Annotated in this window: 20 protein-coding genes and 2 pseudogenes; 10 read left to right on the forward strand and 12 right to left on the reverse strand. The window is 59.3% G+C overall.

Annotation, left to right across the window (positions count from 1 at the left end; translation table 11 throughout):
- The 4 genes and pseudogenes from AACT07_RS02435 to hcp1 form a co-directional block, all read right to left on the reverse strand.
- A pseudogene (locus AACT07_RS02435) lies at positions 1–221 on the reverse strand (hypothetical protein); the annotation flags it as partial.
- 114 nt (positions 222–335) lie between these two features.
- Positions 336–2,276: pseudogene (locus AACT07_RS02440) on the reverse strand (type VI secretion system Vgr family protein); the annotation flags it as partial.
- Between the two features lie 11 nt (positions 2,277–2,287).
- The gene (locus AACT07_RS02445; protein ID WP_069526492.1) at positions 2,288–2,575 is read right to left on the reverse strand and encodes a type VI secretion system PAAR protein; all 288 of its coding nucleotides are present in this window, start codon (positions 2,573–2,575) and stop codon (positions 2,288–2,290) included.
- Positions 2,576–2,759: 184 nt separating this feature from the next.
- Positions 2,760–3,278: a type VI secretion system effector Hcp1 gene (gene hcp1, locus AACT07_RS02450; RefSeq protein ID WP_010634822.1), complete on the reverse strand. Its 519-nt coding sequence runs from the start codon at positions 3,276–3,278 to the stop codon at positions 2,760–2,762.
- A 408-nt stretch (positions 3,279–3,686) separates the two neighbouring features.
- Between hcp1 and AACT07_RS02455 the strand changes: the two genes are divergently transcribed.
- The 4 genes from AACT07_RS02455 to AACT07_RS02470 all read left to right on the forward strand — a co-directional run bounded on the left by AACT07_RS02455 (position 3,687) and on the right by AACT07_RS02470 (position 9,535).
- Positions 3,687–4,571: a DMT family transporter gene (locus AACT07_RS02455; protein ID WP_069526493.1), complete on the forward strand. Its 885-nt coding sequence runs from the start codon at positions 3,687–3,689 to the stop codon at positions 4,569–4,571.
- A 105-nt stretch (positions 4,572–4,676) separates the two neighbouring features.
- The gene (locus AACT07_RS02460) at positions 4,677–6,614 is read left to right on the forward strand and encodes a methyl-accepting chemotaxis protein (protein WP_069526494.1); all 1,938 of its coding nucleotides are present in this window, start codon (positions 4,677–4,679) and stop codon (positions 6,612–6,614) included.
- Between the two features lie 501 nt (positions 6,615–7,115).
- Complete coding sequence (locus AACT07_RS02465; protein ID WP_019446288.1) at positions 7,116–8,570, forward strand: OprD family outer membrane porin; 1,455 nt, start codon at positions 7,116–7,118, stop codon at positions 8,568–8,570.
- A 137-nt stretch (positions 8,571–8,707) separates the two neighbouring features.
- The gene (locus tag AACT07_RS02470) at positions 8,708–9,535 is read left to right on the forward strand and encodes an SDR family oxidoreductase (protein ID WP_042054211.1); all 828 of its coding nucleotides are present in this window, start codon (positions 8,708–8,710) and stop codon (positions 9,533–9,535) included.
- A 91-nt stretch (positions 9,536–9,626) separates the two neighbouring features.
- On the opposite strand, the gene AACT07_RS02475 is transcribed toward AACT07_RS02470, so the two are convergent.
- Positions 9,627–9,959: a DUF1904 family protein gene (locus AACT07_RS02475; RefSeq protein ID WP_040068558.1), complete on the reverse strand. Its 333-nt coding sequence runs from the start codon at positions 9,957–9,959 to the stop codon at positions 9,627–9,629.
- A gap of 88 nt (positions 9,960–10,047) precedes the next feature.
- On the opposite strand from AACT07_RS02475, the gene AACT07_RS02480 reads away from it, so the two are divergent.
- The 4 genes from AACT07_RS02480 to AACT07_RS02495 all read left to right on the forward strand — a co-directional run bounded on the left by AACT07_RS02480 (position 10,048) and on the right by AACT07_RS02495 (position 13,635).
- Positions 10,048–10,935 (forward strand): TraB/GumN family protein, encoded by an 888-nt coding sequence (locus tag AACT07_RS02480; RefSeq protein ID WP_069526495.1) that lies wholly within the window; start codon positions 10,048–10,050, stop codon positions 10,933–10,935.
- A gap of 136 nt (positions 10,936–11,071) precedes the next feature.
- Positions 11,072–11,251 (forward strand): DUF3149 domain-containing protein, encoded by a 180-nt coding sequence (locus tag AACT07_RS02485; protein ID WP_005338733.1) that lies wholly within the window; start codon positions 11,072–11,074, stop codon positions 11,249–11,251.
- Positions 11,252–11,438: 187 nt separating this feature from the next.
- The gene (smrA, locus tag AACT07_RS02490) at positions 11,439–12,020 is read left to right on the forward strand and encodes a DNA endonuclease SmrA (protein ID WP_042080672.1); all 582 of its coding nucleotides are present in this window, start codon (positions 11,439–11,441) and stop codon (positions 12,018–12,020) included.
- Positions 12,021–12,156: 136 nt separating this feature from the next.
- The gene (locus AACT07_RS02495; protein ID WP_069526496.1) at positions 12,157–13,635 is read left to right on the forward strand and encodes a carboxypeptidase M32; all 1,479 of its coding nucleotides are present in this window, start codon (positions 12,157–12,159) and stop codon (positions 13,633–13,635) included.
- A gap of 135 nt (positions 13,636–13,770) precedes the next feature.
- Here the strand turns inward: AACT07_RS02495 and AACT07_RS02500 are convergent, their stop codons facing one another.
- From AACT07_RS02500 to AACT07_RS02525, 6 genes are all read right to left on the reverse strand, one after another.
- Positions 13,771–14,172: a VOC family protein gene (locus AACT07_RS02500; protein ID WP_069526497.1), complete on the reverse strand. Its 402-nt coding sequence runs from the start codon at positions 14,170–14,172 to the stop codon at positions 13,771–13,773.
- Between the two features lie 94 nt (positions 14,173–14,266).
- Complete coding sequence (locus AACT07_RS02505) at positions 14,267–15,898, reverse strand: DUF7305 domain-containing protein (RefSeq protein WP_069526498.1); 1,632 nt, start codon at positions 15,896–15,898, stop codon at positions 14,267–14,269.
- Entirely contained in the window at positions 15,895–16,455 is a 561-nt protein-coding gene (locus AACT07_RS02510) for a PilW family protein (RefSeq protein ID WP_005338746.1), read from the reverse strand. The genes AACT07_RS02505 and AACT07_RS02510 overlap by 4 nt, the downstream gene beginning before the upstream one ends.
- Positions 16,449–16,841 (reverse strand): type IV pilus modification PilV family protein, encoded by a 393-nt coding sequence (locus AACT07_RS02515; protein WP_005358533.1) that lies wholly within the window; start codon positions 16,839–16,841, stop codon positions 16,449–16,451. Before AACT07_RS02515 ends, AACT07_RS02510 begins: the two co-directional genes overlap by 7 nt.
- A complete protein-coding gene (locus AACT07_RS02520) occupies positions 16,838–17,257 on the reverse strand; it encodes a GspH/FimT family pseudopilin (RefSeq protein ID WP_069526499.1) in 420 nt (139 codons plus the stop codon). The genes AACT07_RS02515 and AACT07_RS02520 overlap by 4 nt, the downstream gene beginning before the upstream one ends.
- 1 nt (position 17,258) lies before the next feature.
- Complete coding sequence (locus AACT07_RS02525) at positions 17,259–17,648, reverse strand: type IV pilin protein (protein ID WP_069526500.1); 390 nt, start codon at positions 17,646–17,648, stop codon at positions 17,259–17,261.
- A gap of 398 nt (positions 17,649–18,046) precedes the next feature.
- On the opposite strand from AACT07_RS02525, the gene AACT07_RS02530 reads away from it, so the two are divergent.
- Together AACT07_RS02530 and AACT07_RS02535 are read left to right on the forward strand one after the other, a co-directional pair.
- Positions 18,047–19,585: an AlkA N-terminal domain-containing protein gene (locus tag AACT07_RS02530; RefSeq protein ID WP_069526624.1), complete on the forward strand. Its 1,539-nt coding sequence runs from the start codon at positions 18,047–18,049 to the stop codon at positions 19,583–19,585.
- Positions 19,582–20,055, forward strand: a complete 474-nt coding sequence (locus AACT07_RS02535; RefSeq protein ID WP_069526501.1) for a methylated-DNA--[protein]-cysteine S-methyltransferase — start codon at positions 19,582–19,584, stop codon at positions 20,053–20,055. Before AACT07_RS02530 ends, AACT07_RS02535 begins: the two co-directional genes overlap by 4 nt.
- A 68-nt stretch (positions 20,056–20,123) precedes the next feature.
- Here the strand turns inward: AACT07_RS02535 and AACT07_RS02540 are convergent, their stop codons facing one another.
- On the reverse strand, positions 20,124–21,983 hold the full coding sequence (locus AACT07_RS02540; RefSeq protein ID WP_069526502.1) for a peptidase U32 family protein: 1,860 nt from the start codon (positions 21,981–21,983) through the stop codon (positions 20,124–20,126).
- Positions 21,984–22,050: the final 67 nt, after the last annotated feature.

A 22,050-nucleotide genomic window follows, 5' to 3' on the forward strand; every position in this document is an offset into this window, starting at 1 on the left:
GACTGCTCTGCCGATTGCTGCATCCAGTGCATGGCATTGGGGTAATCGGGTTGGGTTGCCAGCCGTCTGGCCAACTCATATTGAGCCTTGCCATTGCCCTGTTTTGCCTCTTTAGCAAGCTCGGCATCACTCGCAGACGAGTTTGTCGTGGAACAACCGGCGAGCAGAGCGACCGCCAGCACGAACCATAAATTTTTTTTATTCATTTTGCTTTTTTGCATAAGTAAAAATAACGAACGAAGGGCGCCGGGCAATGACGATATGAAATCATCACCACCCGAAACACCCGTAAATGAGAAGATGGATGCCGCCCGACATCAGCAGCACCCCTAGCGAGGTTCAGGCACGACGGCTTTGGGTAACAGAGGCTCTTGGGGCGAACACCCGGAGCCAGATCCGGCAGCACCGCCCGAGTTCATCTTGATGGTAGGACCAACCAGGGTGACCCCGCCCCCATCGACCTTGATAAAGCAGCCACCGACCTTGACGCTGATCTCTGACCCAGCCTCCAGCACCACCTTGGCACCGACCTTGACGTGCATCTCCTGCCCTGCTTGAGCAAGCCAGCTTTGCCCCAACTTCTGGTGCATGGAGGTATCCACCGTCAGTGAATAGTCCGCCTTGACCTGGTCGCGCTTCTCGCCTTCTACCGTCAGGTGGTCGTTGGCCTTGATGCGGGTCACCCGCTCGCTGTCGATGTCGGTGTGTTGGTCATGCTTGATGTGCCATGCAGCATCGTTCTCTATCAGCACGTTCAGGTCTTTCTGACCGTGAATATAAATCTCTTCCTGCCCAGCCTGGTCTTCAAAACGCAGCTCGTTGAAGCCCTCGCCCTGGTGGGTCTCAGTGCGCAGCACGGTGCGGGTTTTATTGGCTGGCAACTCATAAGGGGGCCGGTTGGTGGCATGGAAGGTACGACCGGTCACGATAGGCTGGTCGGGGTCCCCTTCGAGGAATGAGACGATGACCTCGTGGCCGATGCGCGGAATGGCCATCATACCGTATTGGCCACCGGCCCAACCCTGACTCACCCGCACCCAGCAGGAGCTCTGGTCGTTGGAGCTGCCATATCTGTCCCACGGGAATTGCAGCTTCACCCGGCCATGTTCGTCGCAGTAAATCTCCTCGCCCTCGGGGCCCACCACGATGGCGATTTGCGGGCCATCCACCATCGGCTTATGAGGGGATTCAGGACTACCGATTCGCGCCCGCCAGGTGGTGCTCGCTTTCACTACGCCAAATTCGTTGTGGTAGACGGTCGGGCCGCTGCCGCCCTCCTCTTCCAAGGCTTGTGGCTGCTCACCGGTGTGGCGGATATGGACGATTTGCCAGTCGGTGTTGAGGTTGGCGTTGGGATGTTCGGTCAATGAAAAGTGCTGGCCCGGCAAGAGAGCGGCACTGTTGGATTTGCCAATGCCCGCCACCGCGTCATTGCGCAGCGCATCAAGCCGGTGCTGGGCAAAGGCCTTGCCGCTGCCGTCCTGCTTGTAGCGACCCGGGTAGTCGAAGTGCTGGTAGGTATCGCGCTGATGCTCGAGCTCTGCGCCCTGCTTTTTGTGGGAGAGGCCATAGGCCGGCGTCTTGAAGCTGTAGTCCTTGAGCTCCACATCCGAGGGGCGCACCGCCTCGCGGTAGTGGAACTGGCGCACATAGGGACCCTGCTCAAGCGAGCGGTTGCCAAGGTTGAAGAAGAGCTCGGGACCGGCTGTCAGGGCCGCCGCATCGTCGGCAAACACAATGCGGTGTTTGCCTGCTTCAAATTCGTGGAAGTAGAACAAGCCCTCTTCGGCAGCAAAGCGATTCACGAAATCGAGGTCGGTCTCACGATACTGGACGCAGTATTCGCGCTGGGCGTGCTCGTTCTTCAGCGCAAAGGCATAATCGGTAATGCCGTGCTCTTGCAGCAGGATACTGAGGATTTCATCGGGCTTCTGGACTTGGAAGATGCGGGAGTTCTGGCGCAATCCCAATCGCCACAGGGCCGGTTTGACTTGCAGGCTGTAGCGGGTGCGGCGAAAGCCGCTGTCCCCTTGGGTAAACTCGCTCACTACGCCGCACACCCGGCGCTGCAGCTCGCCGTTGTACCACACCATGAGCTCGCACGGCTGGTCCAACACGGCGCCGAAATCGATGTCAGGTTGCTGGCTAGCCACCTCCAGGTGGAGGCTAAAGGGACGGTTCAAGCCTTCATCGAGCTTGAAGCTCGCGACCGCAAAGGTGCTGTCAGCCAGTGCGCCAACCTTGACGGTAAATTGTAATCCTGTGCTCTGTGCCATAACTCTGCTCCTTATCCTGCTTGCCCACTGCCTGAACCAATCACCACACCACCGCAATCCACCGCAGTACCTGTGACGACGATGGGTTTGCCGTTGACCAGCACCGAGCTGACCCCACCGGCAATGGCGCGGGGATGAGGCGGGTTGTTGGGCTTGTCGTGGGGCGCTAGCGGGTCACCTTGACGGGCCACTGGCTTACCATCGAGAAAGACATCAGGGCTGGCAGCTATCACCGGGGTCGGTGGAAAGCCATCGTGGTCGGTACCGATGTCACCGAGCAGTGCAATGGAGGGACACATAATTCAAACCTCTTGTGTGCTTTGCCATCACTCCGCACCCAACGTCAGAACAGGGGGATGGCAAAACATAAAAGCTCCGGCAGCCAACGGCTGGCCGGAGAAAGCACGGGCTGATAGGCCGGTTGCACACCGGCCAGACAGTACAAGATTTACTACAAGGAATTCCAAAATAAGAAAGGGAGGCTTAGGCCTCGATAGGCGCACGCCAGTCGTCAGCACCAGAGGTACCGGCAACAGTGTGTTCCCAGTCAATCTTGCGGTAAGCCAGAGAGACCTGGATAAGCTGGGTGAAGTCAGACTTCGCCGGGTCCTGGCAGTGGGGCATCTGGCAGTCGATGTCAACGATGGTGGCATCGGTCAGCACGGTAGAGAAGAAGTGCTCCTGCTTGCCCTCAACAGAGGTGCGGTACCACTTCAGGGTCACTTTCGGCAGCATCTCGCCGGAAGCCAGAGAGTTGTACATCAGCGGCACGGCTTTGTTCAGCGCAACGGTGAATTTGAACGGTTTGTGGACACGCTGACCAGCCGGCTGACCGGATTGCGGGTCGGTCGGGACAGTCACAACGTGCTGGAACTCTTGTACCAGCATCTCGTCTTCGTGACCTTGTACGAAGATGTTGCCGACGGAGTCGGAGGTGAAGGCACCGGCGGTGATATTGCCCTGGGTTTTACCTTCGATGCTGATATAACATGGAGTTGGCATGTGTATGCTCCTATATAGATTGGTTAAACGAGATAGCACTCGACCAACTTTTAGCAGCGACCATGCCACTTTTTTATTTCTTATTTATCAAACAATTACATTCCGCCAGTTCTCGCCCAACGCACAAGCACGCAATAAGTTGCCGAGAGCAGTGAATTTAATCGTGATTACTTGCCTAATCCGTATAAATCACCAGTTAGCGAGCAAGAAGTTGCTCTAAATAGATCATTTCTTCTCTTCAGGGCAAACTTCCAATCCTTTGCCAGTGCTAACTTTCCACTGGCTAAGCATTCTCGGACGGAACAACCAGCTTGCAAGTCATCGCTCGCCTCGAAACTGTTTGTCGGTTGTCACTCTGTTAGACTGCACACTTTTCTGTTGCTCATTCATCTTGCAAAGGAGTGTTGGATGTCCGGATGTTCTTGGTGGGATAGATCCACCGGTTTTGCACTGCTGACCATTGTGCTGTGGGCCTCGCTGGCGGCGCTGACATCACGGGTCACCAGCGTGTCACCACTGGTGCTGGTCGGGCTGGTGCTGTTTTTCTGCGGGGTCGGGGCCTTGCCGTTCTGGCGCCAGTGGCGTGCTCGCCCTATTACCTGGCTGGTGACGGTTACGGCATTGCTGCTCTACCATCTGCTGCTCTTTATAAGCTTTCGCCATGCCCCCGTGCTGGAGGCCAACCTCATCAACTACCTCTGGCCGTTCTGCATCATTCTGTTCACCCCGCTGTTGTTGCCCGGCCATCCACTCCATGCCCGTCACCTGCTGGCTGGCGCCTTTGGTCTGGTGGGTTCCATGCTGGTGATGGTCAATGGCGAGCTGCAACTGCAGCAGGCCTATCTGCCGGGATACCTGCTGGCACTGGGTGCAGCTGTTGTCTGGGGGGCCTACTCGGTATTATCACGCCGTCTGCCGCCAGCCCCCGCCGTGGTCACTGCGGCAGCCTGTCTGCCCGCGGGTTTGCTGGCGCTGCTGCTTGCCCGTCTGCTGGAGGGGCCCCTGCCGCTCGCGCAGATCCCCACCAGTGACTGGTGGCTGATCATCGGGCTGGCGCTGGGCCCGATGGGGGCGGCCTTTGTGACCTGGTATCTGGCACTGCGCGATGGGGACCCACGCCGGCTCGGTGCCCTTGCCTACCTGACACCGCTGCTGAGCACCTTGCTGCTGGTGTTGCTTAATGGAGAAACGCTGACCTCGCGCCATCTGCTGGCCGGTGCACTTATCATGGGAGGCGCCCTGCTCGGTATGCTTGGCCAACGCAACAGCGCTCAGGTATCCCCAGCCAGTTAAGCCGGCAAGATAGGGCAACCTGACCATACTGTCATAAAAACGCCATCATCCCTGTTTAGGCTCGGGCCACGCTCCCACATGGTCTGTGCTGACAGGAATTACCCCGTGAAAATCGCCCATCACGCCACCCTATCCTCCCTTGTTTTGTTACTGGTTGCGGGAGGACAGTCGCTGGCCCTCTACCACGGCTGGCAACAGCTTGCCCATACCAATCAGGCCCAGCATCAGCACGAGACGCTGCAACAACTGGTGACCGTGACCCTGCAAAACAGCCTGCGTGACTACCTCAACAGCGGCGATCCACAGCAACTGACCGCTGCGGAGAAGATCCGCCAGCAAGCGCTCTCCTCGCTAGCCGCTCAGGATGATGCCGTGGCAGCCCCGCTCAGGCAGCAACTCGAGCAGATGGCGCAGCGCATCGCGCACGACTATCAGGCCGCAGGCAAGCTCTCGGGCAACAGCCAGCTGCTGCTGCAAAATGCGGAGAGTGAACTGGGCAGCCAGGCCATGGCGCTGATCCGCTATGGGGAGCAAGGCGCCAGCACAGAACAATCTGCCGCGGCACAACAATATCGCCGCGGTGCGGCCGAGATCCTGGCGGGCCTGCCGCGCCTCGCCCATTTGCGCCAAAGCTATATGGAGCAGGGCAATGAAAAGCTGCTCGAAGGGATCCGCTTCGAGCTGGAGGCACTGCAAAAACAGGCGCAAGCGCTGCAAGCCTTGCCGCTGCTCGGCCTGTATGAAGAGGCGCCCGCCGATGAGTTCACGCTGGGGGAGCCGGTGCGAAAGGAGCTGGGAGATCAACCGCGCAGCGAATTACGCTCGCTGCTGGGTCGCTATCCGCAGGAGCTGGCCAACAGCCGTGCGGCGCTGCAACAGCAACAGGCTGGCCGCCAGACCGTGCAGCAAGACATCATGGCGATGTTACAAGCGACCAGACAGATGGGGGAACAACTTGCCCGCGAACGGCAAACCGTCAATCAGGAGCTGGCCACCATCCTCGGCACGCTGGCGCTCTGTCTGGTGATAGTCGCCCTGCTGTTTGCGCTGGTGCAACGACGTTGGCTGCTCACCCCCTTGTTGCGACTGCGTGGAGCTTTTATGCAACTCGATCAGACGGGGCAGGCCGAGCCGTTGCCTACCGGGCGCGATCGCAACGAGCTGGCCGATATTGTTGCCAGCTACAATCGGCTGATCGGTCGTCTGCAACTAGACAAACAGCAAAAAGAGGGGCAGCTGTCAGCGGTATCCCTCAGTCTGCAAGGGATGGTCAGTCAGGTTGACGAGATCCACCACAGCACCCGCACCACCGAACAGGTGGTCGACGAGAGCGGCCAGATGATGGATGAGCTGAACCAGCTGGCCGGAGAGGTCCATCAGGTCGCTGCAGACATCGCCCAGCATGCCCACCATAACGAACAGGCGATGAGCCAGAGTGAAGATCTGGTGGGCAGCATGCTGCACGCTACTCATCAGACCGGACTGGCGATTGACGAGAGCGATGAGGCGCTGCAAGCCCTCACCCGCTCGGTTGCCGATGTGACGGCCATTGTCGATGTGATCGGTCATATCGCTCAGCAGACCAACTTGCTGGCCCTCAACGCCGCCATCGAAGCGGCCCGCGCAGGGGAACAGGGACGCGGTTTTGCGGTGGTCGCCGATGAGGTGCGCCACCTCTCGGCCAATACCCAGCAATCCCTCAACCAGATCACCGATATTCTGGGGCGTCTGACCCAATCCGGTGAACAGCTTGGCACTGTACTGAACCGGATCACCAGCGAGTCAAGCCGCCAGCGGGCGCAGGCGGAACAACTGCGCCAGACCACCCAGGCAGTGCGGGAGATCGCCCGCAACACCGCAGTGATCGCCCTGCAGGGCGCCGACAACGCCAAAAGTCAGGAACACAAGCTGGCCAGTTTTGCCGATCTGATCACCCGTATCCATCAGCATGCCCGTCAGGTGAGTCAGCTCTCGGTGCAGGTCTCCTCCCATATTCACCATCAGGCGCAGCAGATCCCCCGCATCCTCGGCCAGCAAGGCTGAACCCTATTCGCCCCGCATCCTCACCAGATCACTTTCCCTCAACCAGAGGGAAAGTTTTTTTGTAGCACAAAATTATCTGTTATCGGCAGGTTAACTGACACCTCGTCCCCCGTACCGGATGAAAACCCGCACTGGCGCTGGCCGCAGCCTCAAGAAAACGCTCTCATCACCGTCATACCTGCCATGAGGCTGTTTACGACCTTGCCCATGATTATTTGCACTCGGTCATACTTTTGAAACGTTGAGGGAACTTTTCATTGATATTTCGCACCGCGAACGTACTCTTGGGGTTGTCCGATAGCCAAGAATCGGAACATAAAAAAACAACATGTGATGATCAGGACTGCCAACTACAGATGTGCCAAGACATCCGGGTTTGCAGGTAGCCAAGACAAGATTTTTTGCCCTTCGGGGTTTTGATTGCAATGCCAATACCGAGCGGTAGGCCCGATGCCAACTGCCGGAAAAAAAGCTAAGTCCATAAAATCAGGAGCAATAAAAATGGAAAAAGTGATCTTCAAGCGCGCCGCTTTGAGTGCCGCTGTGGTAGCCGCTCTGGTCGCCCCCGGTATGGCGTTGGCAGCTCAGGACATGATGAGCCCGGAATACGGCCAGTCCTATGAAACCTTCGTGAAAGACTCCAAACTGACCGGCGGTCTGTTCTACTTCCAGCGTGATCGCGCCCGTGTTGACTCAGGTGTAGTACCTGCAGATAACACCGGAAAATATCGCTCAAACCTGAGCCATGCGACCGCTCAATTAGCTCTTAACTTCAACTCGGGTTATGCATGGGACGTGGTTGGCTTGGACTTGGGCGGATACACTGCCTATGACTTAGCCATTGATGAAAGTAACCCTGTCAACGCCGAGAATGAATTCTCTTTCTGGGGACGAGCTTGGGGAACCAGCAACACCGAATCAGAAAATGGCGCAAGCCTGACCAACGCAGCCCTTAAGTTGAAGTTGGTTGAAGGTCTTACTGCAAAAGCTGGCTATACCCAATTGTATGTTCCTGGCCAGATTGGCGTTAACTGGTCCTACCAACCAGGTACTTACCGTGGTGGACAAGTTGAAGGTAACGTAGGTGGTCTCTATTTGACCTACGCTATCGCAGATGAATACAAGGCTCCCTGGTTCAAAGAAACCCAAGGCTTTTATAAAAGTAAAGCGTGGGGCGGAGCTTGGGGTAATACCTTCGATAAAGAAAACGAGATCGACTACATCCATGCCGTCGCCGCTCGTTACACCTTTGAAAATGGCACAGCCATTACTGGCTCTTTCGGCCAATCAGCCGATTATATGGATAGCTACCACTTCAAACTGGCTCACAAGTTTGACGTACTGGGCGGCCTGTCAACCAGCTACCAATTCTATGGCTCCGAAACAGAAACGTACAAAAACGCCTCTGGTCGTGATGTAGAAACTTATGATGGCTTGGCATGGCAACAAGCACTGACAGCTGCGTGGAACTATGCGCAGTACGGTTTCCGTCTGGAAGGTATGTGGACCAAAGCTGAGGGTGTTGAAGGTAACTATCTGCCCCGTCTGACCCGTGGTTACGGCAACTCCCAGGGCGCCAACGAAATTTGGTGGGACTCCCGCTCTGACTGGAACGCCAACAACGAAAAAGCGCTGTTCTTCGGTGTAACACGTTCTCTGGATGACCTGGTTGGTGCTCCTGGCTGGTCTGTAGGCGTATCCGGTGCTTACGGCTGGGATATGGAGAAAGGTGATGGAACTAAAGTTGCTGAAGGCGATACCGAGTGGGCAGCCAACTTCGATGTCAGCTATACCGTGCAGGATGGCAAGCTGAAAGGCACCCTGTTCAAACTGCACTACACCGACTACAACAATGACCTGCCATCAACTTGGAAGGGCTGGACTGACTATCCGAACGTGTTTACCTCCGAGCGTGACGTCAAGTTCCACATCATCATGCCGTTTACCATCATGTAATCAGGCAATACGATGTCAGCAAACCGGGCCACTTGGCCCGGTTTTCTTTTTACCGGTTGGCAGGCTAACATGCGAGCCGGATAAGGGTTTTATCCACTCACCCGCACGCTTTTGTCAGCAGTCACAAGGACGCCATCATGCCCCGTTTTGTTCTGATCACCGGTTGTTCCAGCGGTATTGGCCTCGCCGCCGCACAGGCGCTCGGGCAGCACGGTTTTACCGTGATCGCTTCGGCGCGCAAGGCGGAAGATGTGGCCCGTCTGCAGCAACAGGGATTGCTGGCGGTACAGCTGGATCTGGCGGACCCTGCCTCCATCGAGCTGGGGGCCAGTGCGGCGCTCCATCTGGCAGGCGGGCGCCTCTATGGCCTGTTCAACAACGGCGCTTATGGCCAACCCGGGGCGCTGGAAGATCTACCCACCGAGGCGCTCAGGGAACAATTCAATACCAACCTGTTTGGCTGGCACCATCTGATCCGTCAGGTGCTGCCGCCGATGCTGGAAGCCAAAGAGGGGAGGATAGTGCAGAACAGCTCGGTTCTGGGACTGGTTGCCATGAAGTATCGCGGCGCCTATAACGCCAGCAAATTTGCACTGGAAGGTTATAGCGACACTCTGCGCCTCGAACTGGCGGGTAGCGGGGTACATATCAGCCTGATTGAACCGGGCCCCATCGATACCCGTTTTCGTGCCAATGCCCGCAGCGCCTTCTTGCGGCACATCGATCCGGCCCAGAGCCGTCATCAGTCGGCCTACCGCCAGACCCTGACGCGGCTGGAAAAAGAGGGGGCCACCAGCGGCTTTACCCTCCCAAGCGAAGCCTGCATCCCGCCGCTGCTCCATGCGCTGACCCACGCCCATCCCAAGGCGCGCTATCCGGTGACCACTCCAACCCGGCTGTTTGCCTTCCTGCGACGGGTATTGCCCACTCGCTGGCTCGATAAACTGCTGGCCAAATCGGCCTGATCCCGTGATGGGCGACAAGCATCCTGCCGCCCAAGTGGCGTTAGCCGGGTAGCGGCATCACCCGTCCCGCCGACCTGGTTTGTCCCTCTCTTCAATAGTGCTCGCCATTGCTGTAGTAGGCACTCTTGACCAGAGGGATCACCTGCACCACCACATAGGTCTGCTCCCCCAGCACCCGTTTCAAATGGCGCGTGATAAGGCGCGCGGCGGCGTCCTGCATCTCTTGTGGCCGCTCGAACCAGTGCAGCTCGACAAACGGAAATCCCGCCTCTGGCTCGCCGTTGCGGATCCAGCAGCTCTCCACCCGCTCCATGGTGACAAACTCCGGCTTGCCGCCGGTCAGCTCGCAAAGCTCGGCCAGCAGCGGGCCACTCACCTGTTGCAGGGTCTCGAGCGCCACGGCGCGAAAACGAAGATGGGGCATGGCAAACCTCTTGGTTATCTGAAATGAGGACTTATCATAGGAGTTATTGTCAGCAAGAGAAGTCACCCGGCGCACATTAAGGATCCCCATGAGATTTCATCGCACCCTCTTTGCCTTCCTGCTCTGCCTGCTGCTACCGCTGCACGCCTTTGCCGATCCCGCCTTCTATCGGGTGAGCAAGGGCAACCAGCAACACTGGCTGCTGGGCTCCATCCATGCGGGCAAACCAGCCCTCTATCCTCTGCCCGAGTCAGTGGAGCGTGCCTGGCTGCAGAGTCGCGCACTGGTGATGGAGGTGGACATGAACAGCATCACGCCAGATCAGTGGCAACAGACCGGCTCACTCACCCGACTGGTGGATGGCAAACCGCTCAAGGATCATCTGCCTGCCGAGCTCTATCAACGCACCCTGATGGCGGGCGCCCGCTATGGCATCGACGAGGCTACCCTCGCCACCCTGCGCCCCTGGTTTGCCGCCATTACCCTGACCCAGGCCGCCATGGCCCGCTCCGACTTCAAGAGTGAACTCGGGATAGACCAGCACTTCGCTACCCGGGCCGCCAAAGAGGGCAAACCGGTAGTGGGTTTTGAAACCCTGCTGGAGCAGCTCGGTTATCTGGCCAGCGTGGGTGACAACCAGACCCTGATGCTCGCCAGCACCCTGGATGAGCTACCGATGCTGGAGAGTGGTTTCGCCGCCGTGATGAAGGCGTGGCAGCAGGGGGATGAGGCGACGCTGATCAATCTGCTCAAGGAGGAGATGGCCCCGCCCGCGCTACAGAGCTGGATGGAGCAGACTCTGCTGGCCGAGCGCAACCACAACTGGCTGAAGAAATGGTCCGCCCTGCCCAACGAGAGCTTTATCGTGGTAGGCGCCCTGCACCTTTACGGCGAACAGGGGTTGCTGGCGTTGCTGGAACAGCAAGGGTGGCGCATTACCCCGCTCACCACACCGGGCCCTGTGCAGGCTCGGTAGCAAGGAGTCCAGTGAGAACGATCACAGATCGCGCTGGTTATTAAACAACCTGCAAGGGAGTTGATCGGGATCATCCCGGACGGGGCAAAGAGGTATTTATCATGCCTGTCATCAACCGGGTGACAGGAGCAATAAAATGGACTTTTGGCTGGACCTGATGTTTGGCAACAGCGTGGGATTGATGTCGATGCTGGTGATTATCGGCACCTTCTTGCTCATCAGCTCTTACGCGGCCTACTTCATCTACAAGGTGATGCACTCGCAACCACCTCATTCACAGCAACCCCATTCTCAACAGCCCAAAGAGGGAAAATAATCCTCTGACCACAGGCGGCAGTTCACACTGACCGCCTGTGCTGTTTTATGGTTTGCGACTGTGCTTCCCGGGCCAGGCTGCACTAATGTCCATGCTGGGCGCCCCTTATCCCCTCCCCCTTTCCCCGTTTTCTGTGCCGGTTGCGGCCGTTATAATGACCCCCACTTTTTCTTATGGGGAGCCTGCCGTGTCTCATAACGACGAACTCTCGCTATTTATGAATGAAGTGGCCGACGTGCGGCCCATTCGCAGCGACAACATCCATCCCCATGCGGCCAAATCCGCCCCGACCGAGGCGCAGCTCGCTCGCCGTCAGGCTGCCACCGCCGAGCAACTCGCCCTCGACCACCTCACCATGGAGGCCATCGAGATGCTAGATCCGCACGAAATCGTCGGCTTCAAGCGTGATGGGGTGCAGGAGGGGGTCTACAAGAAGCTGCGGCTCGGCAAATACGAGCTGCAGGCCAGCCTGGACTTGCACCAGAAAACCCTCAACGAAGCGCGCCAGACGCTGGTGCAGTTCATTGCGGATTGTGAAGTCCGGGATATCCGCTGCCTGCTGATCCTGCACGGCAAGGGGGAGCGCAGCACCCCGCGTGCCCTGCTGAAAAGCTATGTGAGCGCCTGGTTGCCGCAACTGCCCGCCGTCATGGCGATCCACAGTGCCGAGCGTCGCCACGGCGGCAGCGGTGCCCTCTATGTGCTGCTGCGCAAAAGCGAACGCAAAAAAGCGGAAAACCGCGAGCGGCACCAGAAGCGGCTCGGCTAATCCGCGTTTCGCCCCACGCCTTTGGCCCGCCTGCATGAAGGTGGTCAACTATACAGCGGCGGTGTTAGCATCGAACGGCCCCGAGCATGCCAGGTACGGGGTGTATACCATCAGGGACGATAACAAGGACAATCCCATGTCATATCAAAAGCTTGAACAACATCAGCAGCAGATCCACCGCTTTAGCCACCTCGCCGCCATCTGCGGCTGGGATCAGGCGGCCATGATGCCGGAAGGGGGCAACGATGCCCGCGCCGAAGCGATGGCCGAACTCGGTCTGCTAATCCACCAGAAACGTACCGCTCCCGAGCTGGGTGACTGGATTGCCAGGGCCGAGAGCGAGCCGCTGGATGAGGTGCAACGGGCCAACCTCGGCGAGATCAAGCGCCAGTGGCAAGATGCAAGCCTGCTGCCCGGTGAGCTGGTCGAAGCGCTATCGCTCGCTGGCAGCAAGTGCGAGCACGCCTGGCGCAGCCAGCGCAAGAACAACGACTGGGCCGGTTTTGCCCCCAATCTCGAGGAGGTGGTGAAACTCTCCCGTGAAGTGGCGCAGCTGCGGGCCGATGCGCTTGGCGTGCGCCCCTACGACGCCATGCTGGCGCTCTATGAGCCGGGCATGACCAGCGCACGGCTCGATCAGATCTTCGGCGATCTCGCCAGCTGGCTGCCGGCTCTTATCCAGACCGTGAGTGAACAGCAGAAGGGCGATGCCCTGTTGCTGCCGCAAGGCCCCTTCCCCATACCGACCCAGCAGGCGCTCGGTCAGGAGGTGATGGGACTGCTCGGCTTTGATTTCGCCCATGGCCGGCTCGATGTGAGCAGCCACCCCTTCTGCGGCGGCGTGCCGACCGACGTGCGGATCACCACCCGCTATAACGAGCAGGAGTTTGTCTCCAGCCTGATGGGCATAGTGCACGAAACCGGTCACGCCCGTTACGAGCAGGGGCTGCCGCGTCATCTGCAGGGTCAGCCGGTGGCCGAGGCCCGCTCCATGGCGATCCACGAGAGCCAGAGCCTGTTTTGCGAGATGCAGCTGGGGCATCATCCGGCCTTCCTCGCGCTGCTGGCGCCACGCATTCGTCACCACTTCGGCGAGCAGGCGGCGTTTGCTCCGGACAATCTGGCCAGGCTCTACAGCCGGGTCGAGCCGGGCTTTATCCGGGTCGATGCGGACGAGGTGACCTATCCGGCCCACGTTATTCTGCGCTACGAGCTGGAGCGCGATCTGGTGGAAGGGAAGATCGAAGTGGCCGACATCCCCGAGCTGTGGGATGCCAAGATGCAGCAGTGGCTGGGGCTCTCCACCAAGGGAAACTACCGCAATGGCTGCATGCAGGATATTCACTGGACCGACGGCTCGTTCGGCTATTTCCCGAGTTACACCCTGGGTGCCATGTATGCCGCCCAGCTGCGTTTTGCCCTCGAGAAAGAGCTGGGCAGCATGGGGGAGGTGATCGCGGCGGGCCGCCTGCCGGAGATCTTCGGCTGGCTCGGGCGCAACATCTGGTCACAGGGGAGCCTGCACAGCACCGACGGGCTGGTGCGCCGCGCCACCGGTGAAGCGCTCAACCCGCACTGGCTGCGCCAACATCTGGAACAGCGCTACCTGAAGTAATGAGCACAGTAAGCTAACAGCAGAACGGAGCCCTTTTTAGTTGACCACTACAGGGCCCCGTTTTTATGGCGGTTAATTTTTATGGCGGTGCATGGCACAGCACGCCGTCACGACAATGCTGTAAAAATAGGGAGTTCAGAGGGGGTCCGGGGAACCCAGCAACTCGCGCAGTTGCAGGATATTGCCCTCCGGGTCGAAGGCGTTGCGCACCACAAAGCCAGGCCCTGTCCACTGCTGTGGCAGCAAACCGCCGCCGAGATCCGCCGCCTTCGCTTCTGCCCAGGCGAGGCTGGAGACGGTGAAGAACAGCTTGATGGCCCCCTCTTCCCGCAGTTCCGGCGGCCGCTTGATAACGACTTTCCCAGCATAGGGCGCAGGAATGGCGTGGATCAGCAGCTGGATATCGCTGTTTTCCAGCACCACCAACTGCTCATCCTGACTGCAGACCACCATCTGCAGCAGGGTACGGTAAAAGTGGGTCAGCAGGCCCGGATCCTTGGCATAGATCAGGGCACCGGCACGAGCGGGGCCTGGCATGGAGCACTCCTCAACAGTGAACGACTGGGTGGACAGATCTCCACCATCTCACAGTTGCACGCCCCATTCGATCCTTTTTAGCGGCTCGCCAGCCTCACTGCACAAAGTGCCACTGCCGCAGCGCCAGTGTCGGAGGCGGCCCCTGATCATCCCCCAGATCTGCCATGCCCAGCGCCTCGTCATAGTGCACCCCGCCCGCACCGCTCTCGGTCAAGTGTTTTGCCCGCACCGCCCCGAACAGACCGCCACTTCCGCTGATCTTCATCTCGGTCAGCGGGGCATAGAGAGCGGCATAGAGCGGGGTATTACCCGATAGCTTGACCCCATCCTTGCCGCTATACGCGGAATAGAGGGAGATAGCAGGCGTACCGCCAGTGGTCAGCCCCTGCTTGGCTGCCGTCACCTCGGCACCGGCCCCGAGATCAACCTTGCCGCTGACGATCAGGGTCAGGCTGCTCCCCTCGCTCACCGTCAACTTGTTGCTGCCAGTCATGGTGAAATCCTTGTCGATCAGCAGCACCACATCCCCCTTGATGGTGAGTGTGGCATCGGCCCCCATATTGAGACTGTCGAGCTGATAAATGGTCTGATCCTTGCCAAACAGCTCCCCCTTGCCGGGTAGCGGCAGCCCGGGCTTGTGCTGGTTGCTGCTGGTTACCGAGCCAGTGGCGGGATCCGTGGTCAGCACCATCTGCTGGGTGGCGCCCAGCGTCAGCGGCCCGTTGATGGGCAGTGTGGCAGGGGGAAACGATTTGGGCAGCGCGGCCACATTGAGCGGGTCACACACCTGTCCGGCCACAGGTGGCAGCTTGGGATGAGTGCGGTATTGGGGAGCCAGATACTTCTGATGCTTGGCATCAAGGAATGCCCCCTTCCCACCATAGTTCAACTTGTCGCCAGCAATGCTTGTGCCATGACCCATAGAGACATCACCATTGATCGCAACAGCTCCGGCAATATGCCCCCCTTGCAAGGCAAAATTTCCACTCCCGTTCACGCTGCCCTCAACCCTGACGACCCCATCAGAGGGAGAAATGGTGATATCGCCGCCAGCAAGTACATTACCCGCAACAGGTGAAGAGCCGTTCAAGGTCACCGAGCCGGTCGCCCGCACATCACCCCAGATGGGGGAGTGCCCGGCGAGCACTACATTGGCCTTGTCGCTGACAGTCGCCACCTTGGCGTTTTGCCCCTGATTAAGAGTCCCGGAAACAGACTCCTTGTACGCCCCCTTGCGCGAGTCGTAGCTGTCGATAAAACCGCTACCGGAGAGGCTTAGCCCTTCGCATGCCACCACCGAATCCTGAAAGATGAGATTGCCGGGCTCACGCTTGAGGGCAAACAGGGCATTAAGGCTGGCGTTTCCCTCCAGATAGCGGCCATGGCTCTGCAACGCCAGCTTGCTCCCGGCGGAGGCATCCAGCTGATCGATGCTGAAGCGGCTGCCCGCCATGGCCCCTTCGCCCTTGCTTGGCACCTTCTGCACCAGTTGAGCCCACTCTATCCGTGGTTCAGCGCCAAGGGCCTGATGCAGGGCTCGATAACTCTCGTTCATCCCCTGTTCGGCACTGAGCTGTGCATTGATCTTCTTGTGAAAATTGCCGCTCAGGCGAGTCTGCAACTGGTTCTCCTGAATGCTGGTAAACACCAGCAGACTCGACAGCAGGCTCACTACCAGCACCACCAGCAGTACGGCTCCCCGCTGCCCCTGTAATCCCTTGTTCATCCCGCTCCCCCTGCTGTGGCGTTGGCACCGGATGTGGCCAACGCTGCCGCCCAGACCGCCTTGCGGCGGGCCACCTGCACCTCTACTCCCGGAGCCAGATAGCTGGGCAGCCCTTCGGGCAAGATGCGGATATTGACCAGTGCACCCTGCTGGCCGAATTCAAGATCCTGAAGATGGGCCAGCAACAGGCGCGGGCCATCTCCGTCATCGCAACTGAGTACCGGCGGCGTGAAGCGGTACTGCTCGGTAAAATCGGCGGTTTTCTGGTTGCCAAGGCAGGAGAGCACCTGACTGCCCCCCTCCACCTTGAAAGCCAGCGTCAGGCGATCAGGGGTCACGGCTATCAGCTGATCCGCCTGCTTGATGCTGTTGGTAAAGGTGAGAGTGGCAAAGCGCAGCACTTCGTTCGCCTGCTCCAGCGCCTTGCTCTGCTCGACCGTGCTCTTGATTGGGGCGTAACCGGCAAAAATCGCCAGCATCAACATCAGACCGAGCACCATGGAGATCATCAGCTCGACGAGACTGACGCCTCGTTGCCGTGAGGGGACGCTCAGCATAAAGGCGGAAATCCTGCGTTCAGCTCCACCCGCTTGGCGCCGGAGACCCGCTCATCCTGCCACTCGATAGCGACCACAAAGTTGTCGCTATAACGGTTCGGCAGCACCAGCCGGTGGCCATCCTGCAGGGTGAAGCGGGCAAGAAAATCGGCCTGGGTGAACCGCTCGGGCTTGCGCTGCACTTCACACAGCGAACTCCAGATCTGCTCCACGCTGTTGCTCGCCTCGATCGTAGCCAGCGTGCTCTGCAAGCTGTAATGCGCCTGCTGCAACGAGACCACCTGCCCCTTGGCGAGACCGAGAAACACCATCACAGCCAACACCATGGAGACCATGATCTCCACCAGATTGAAGCCCTGCTGGCGGGCAAGTGCGGCGTGTCTCATGAGCAGCTCCCTTGCAACAGCTGGCCGCTCGGGGCCACGCAGAGCACCCGCTGCTCACCGAGGCGATTGGCCAGAATGATCTCGGCGTGGCTACTGCTGCCGGTTGGCGCGATCTGGATGGGGTCAAACGGCTTGATCACCACGCCGCCACCGGGAGCTGATGCCTGACGCAACCGCTGGTTGTCGGCCATCACCTCCCAGCCACCGTTCTCGGTGCCCTGCAGCACCACCGGCAGGGTCAGCTTGACCGCTTCACTGCGGGCAAAACGGTAGGCAGACGCGAGCTCGGTCGCGCTGCGATCGAGCCGTTCGGCCGCGAGGCGCTGACTCATGGAGGGCAACCCGACCAATAGCAAGATGGCGGCTATACCGACCGTGATCATCAACTCAATCAGAGTAAATCCGCGCACGTTCATCTTATGATCCCCAGCAGTCATGGCGATTGGCCGCGCGATAACCGGTCTGATCGAGGGTCAGAGTGCCGCACTCATCCTGTTGTCGCGTCGTTGGAATGGCTTTGAGCAGGTAGTCGCCAGCATCTTGCTGGCTGTAGCTGAACTGGTAGAAATCCGTGTTGGAAGGGGTAGCAAACGTGTCTGGATAACGGCCCTGTTGGGTATAGATACGTTCGAGGGCGAGCGCCTGCTCCAGCAATTGCTGCTGCGCTTCGTAACGACGTCCCTGTTGCAGATAACCCTGATACGCTGGCAACGCGATGACCGCGAGAATGCTGACAACCGTCATGGCGATCAACAACTCGATCAGACTAAACCCCCGGCAATGGGGCCATGCCTTACAGTTGTTCACTTATCATCCTTGGCAAGTGTTGTTATTTGTCGGCCCTGGGCCGCAAATGCAATGACTTAATAATCATAAAAAATTAACTGACTCGATTGAACAACACTAAATCGCCACACTCAATGTAAAAAAGATAATTATGTGATCTGTTATTAATTTTTAAGCAGTTTTCACCGCCACTAATCTCGCTAAGCAAATAAAGCTAGGCCAATCGACATCCGTTATGCCCCCTTCTGTCGAGCCGAGACATATGAATAACAGCGTGACGAAGAGTGAAACCCGGCCGTGCAATAAAAGAGCAAAATAACCTTTGGCCAATTTTTGCTATCACTGTCCGTTTCTGGCTAGTCATGGCCCCCGAGCCCCCTTACTCTCTTGCCATCTATTCCAGCAAAGCCGCCAACACCATGAATGCAAAGCCCAGCCCAGAGTCGTCACCGGATGAGGTGATCAACACCCTCAGCCGTGAGCAGTGTCACGCCGCACGGCTCGCCCGCGATGCTCGCTTCGATGGCCGCTTCTTTACCGGCGTGTTCTCGACCGGTATCTACTGCCGGCCTGTCTGCCCGGCACGGCCACCGCACGAGCACAATGTGCGCTACTTCCAAAGCGCTGCAGCTGCCGAGCAGTATGGGCTGCGACCCTGCCTGCGCTGCCGCCCTGAGCTGGCCCCCGCCGCCCGTGGCGATCTGCCGGTTGAACTGGCTCGTCTGTTGGCGCGTATCGATCGCGGTGAGCTGGCAGACAGCACGCTCGCCGAACTGGCGGCGGAGAGCGGTATCAGTGAGCGCACCCTGCGCCGCCAGTTCGAGGCATACCTTGGCGCCTCACCAAAACAGGTGGAACAGACGCGCCGCCTGCTGCTCGCGAAACGACTGCTGACCGAAACCGGGCTACCCATCACCGACATCGCGTTTGCCGCTGGCTTTGCCAGCATCCGTCGCTTCAATGACGCCTGGCTCAACGCCTACGGGCTGGCCCCACGCACCCTGCGCCAACAAGAGGATCATGCGCCAGAGCACATGAGCACGCAGCCCCGCGGCGCAACCCTGACGCTGCAACTGCCCTACCGCCCCCCGTATGACGTAGCGGCCATGCTGGCGTTCTACCGGCTGCGGGCGATCCCCGGGCTGGAGCGAGTAGATGGCGAGGTGTATGAGCGGCGCTATCGGGTCGGCGATCAGGTCGCGCAGGTGCGTATCGCGCAGGGCAAGGGGCATAGCCTGCAGCTCACCGTCCATGATCTGCCGCTCGCAGCACTGCCCGATCTGCTCTATCGGGTGCGCCGGATGTGGGATCTCGATGCCGACATGCAGCGGATCGGTGATCTGCTCGGTCAGGATCCGCTGCTCGCCCGCTTGCAGGCGCGCAGGCCCGGCGTGCGACTGCCGGGTGGCTGGGACGAATACGAGGTGATGCTGCGCGCCATCGTCGGCCAGCAGGTCTCGGTCAAGGGAGCCATCACCATACTCGGGCGACTGGTAGCCCGTACCGAGGCGCAATTCGGGGTGGCGCAACTACCGACCCCCGCCCAGTTGTGCGAACTCGATCTCGACGGCATCGGCATGCCCGGCAGCCGTATTCGTACCCTGTGGGGAGTGGCGAAGGCACTGGCCAGCGGTGAGCTGACCCTCACGACAGCCAGTGATGAGCAGTTGCTGGCACTACCGGGCATAGGCCCCTGGACGGTCTCTTACTGGCGGCTGCGCTGCGGGATGGATACCGATGCCTTCCCCGCTTCCGATCTGGTGCTGCAAAAGGCACTCGGAGGCGGCACCAAGCTGCCGGTGAAAGAGGTGTTGGCGCAAAGTGCGGCGTGGCAACCGTGGCGCAGCTATGCGGCCAGCTGGCTGTGGCACGCTATGAGCGAAGCGCCCGATTTGCTGCTCCGTGCCACTGGCAACGAACAACAGCCAGATACCCAACAACAGGAGATAACACCATGATCCGCTACGATATTCTGCCGACCCGCTGCGGCGATCTGCTGGTCGCCATCAATGAATCCGGTCTGGTACACGTGGACTTTGTGGCGGGCCTGCGGGCACTGCCCGATATGAGCGGCTGGCTGCAAAACCCCACAGCGCTGGCCCCCTTCCTCGCCGAGTTTGACGCCTATTTTGCCGGTCGCTTGCAGCGTTTCTCCCTGCCCCTTGCCACCCGTGGCACAGCTTTTCAGCAGGCAGTGTGGCAAGCGCTGTGCAACATCCCCTATGGCGAGACCCGCAGCTACAGCGATATTGCCCGCGCCATCGGCAAACCCGATGCGGTGCGGGCAGTGGGCGCAGCAAATGGCCGCAATCCGCTCTCGATCATCGTTCCCTGCCATCGGGTGATCGGCCAAAACGGCAGCCTGACCGGCTATGCGGGGGGATTGGAGATTAAAAAAGCACTGCTGGCGCTGGAGAGGGGCAATTAAAGGAGTCTGAGTAGAGCACCTGCGATAAAAAATTGCCCCTTTTCCAGATGGAGAAAGGGGCTCATTGATCAGCGTTTCAGGCTGCCCATCACATGCATTTCGCAGCGGTTACAGTCAAAACGCAGGCGGAAGGTGTCTTTACCCATCTTGAGTTCCAGCGGCTCGGCCTTGAGACCTGGCACCTCGTTCGGACAGAGGTTCTGGCTGTAACGGATACAGTGCTTGGTGATCATCAGCACCACTTCCCGCTCCTCCTTGTTCGCCTCATAGGCGGGGGCAATGCGCTCCACCCCGTGTTCGCGGAAGAACTGCTCGGCGGCGCTGTTCAGCACATTGCCAAGGTAGGAGAGACGGTGCTGGGGATAGTTGATATCCCGCAGGGCGATGCGTCGCTCGGGGCGCTGGTAGCTCGCCACGCGTGCGGCCTCCAGCGCAGCGATGCCATCCCGGCGCAAGCCGTTGAGCTGTGATGCGGCGATAAATAGCGGGTGAGTGAATCCCAACTCAATCTTGCGCGCCACAAACAGGGTATTGCCGAGTTTACCAAGCTGGTCGCGCGCCTGTTGCAGCGCCCGCTCCGGATTGTCGGCAGGCTGTTTATCGCAAGACAGCGTCACCATGGCGCTGATGCCCTGCTCGTCGGTGAGCGTGAGGCTCACGCCCTCATCGCACTCTGCCAGTACCATATCGACCCGGATACGGCGATCCGCGCTCGCCTTCTCCAGCATCTTGCTGAACGCCTGATCGTGGTTGCGGTAGATTTCTGTCCCCACCTTCAGCCCCGGCATGCGTTCTGACAGGAGTAACTGCTTACCTTCGACTTTGTTGAGGCGCATACCCACCAGCTCGTTATTCGGCTTGAAGAAGCCCAGACCGTCGCCGTTGTTGAGGGTGACCTGTTTGCCGTCGATCTCGATGCCGTCACGGGTCACCTTGGTGACCCGCCCCAGCGGCTCGCCCACATATTTCGGGCTCCTGGTGGAGTCGATACCCTGATGACGTCCATGGAGGAAGTAATCGGTGCTGCCGCGGTTGAAACTCTTCTTGGGGTCAGGCGTGAAGCTGTAGCTGCAACGGCCAGCAGAGGCAGCCACCAAATCGGAGCGGCTATCCAGAATGGCGTCCAGCTTCTGCCGATACCAGGCTGTGACGTTTTTGACGTAGTCGAGCCCCTTGAGGCGCCCTTCAATCTTGAAGGAGCGGATCCCCGCCTCGATCAACGCCTCCAGGTTGTCGGTCTGATCCATATCCTTGAGCGACAACAGGTGGCTGTCGGCCACCAGCACTTCACCGTCCGGCTTTTGCAGCGAGCAGGGCAGACGGCAGAGCTGGGCACACTCACCACGGTTAGCACTGCGGCCGGTACGGGCATGGCTGATGTTGCACTGGCCGCTATAAGAGACACAGAGCGCGCCGTGTATAAAAAACTCCAGCTGCACATTGGTCGCTGCACTGATCTCGCGGATCTGCGCAAGAGACAGTTCGCGCGCCAGCACCACCTGAGAGAAGCCCACATCCTGCAGAAACTTCACCTTCTCCGGCGTGCGGTTGTCGGTCTGGGTACTGGCATGGAGGGCGATGGGTGGCAGATCGAGCGCCAGCAGTCCCATATCCTGCACGATGAGCGCATCGGCACCCGCTTCATAGATCTGGTGGGTCAGGCGCAGGGCCTGTTCCAGCTCGTGATCGTGCAGCAGGGTGTTGAAGGCGACAAAGACCTGGGCGCCGAAGCGATGGGCGTGGCGCGCCAGCGCTTCGATATCTTCGATGGTGTTGCCCGCCGCGCTGCGGGCGCCAAAGGCAGGGCCGCCCATGTAGACGGCATCGGCACCATGGTTGATGGCTTCGATGCCGTAGGCGAGGTTCTTGGCCGGAGCCAGCAGCTCCAACCGGTTGTTATGGCTTAACGGGTGCTTGTTCTGGTGCATGGTCTCGGGATCAGGGCGGACAGCAAATGGGCGCTACTCTAGCCCATTCACCCCCCCCGTGCCTTGA

The organism is Aeromonas sp. ANP5 (assembly GCF_963870295.1).
GTDB classification, from domain to species: domain Bacteria; phylum Pseudomonadota; class Gammaproteobacteria; order Enterobacterales; family Aeromonadaceae; genus Aeromonas; species Aeromonas veronii.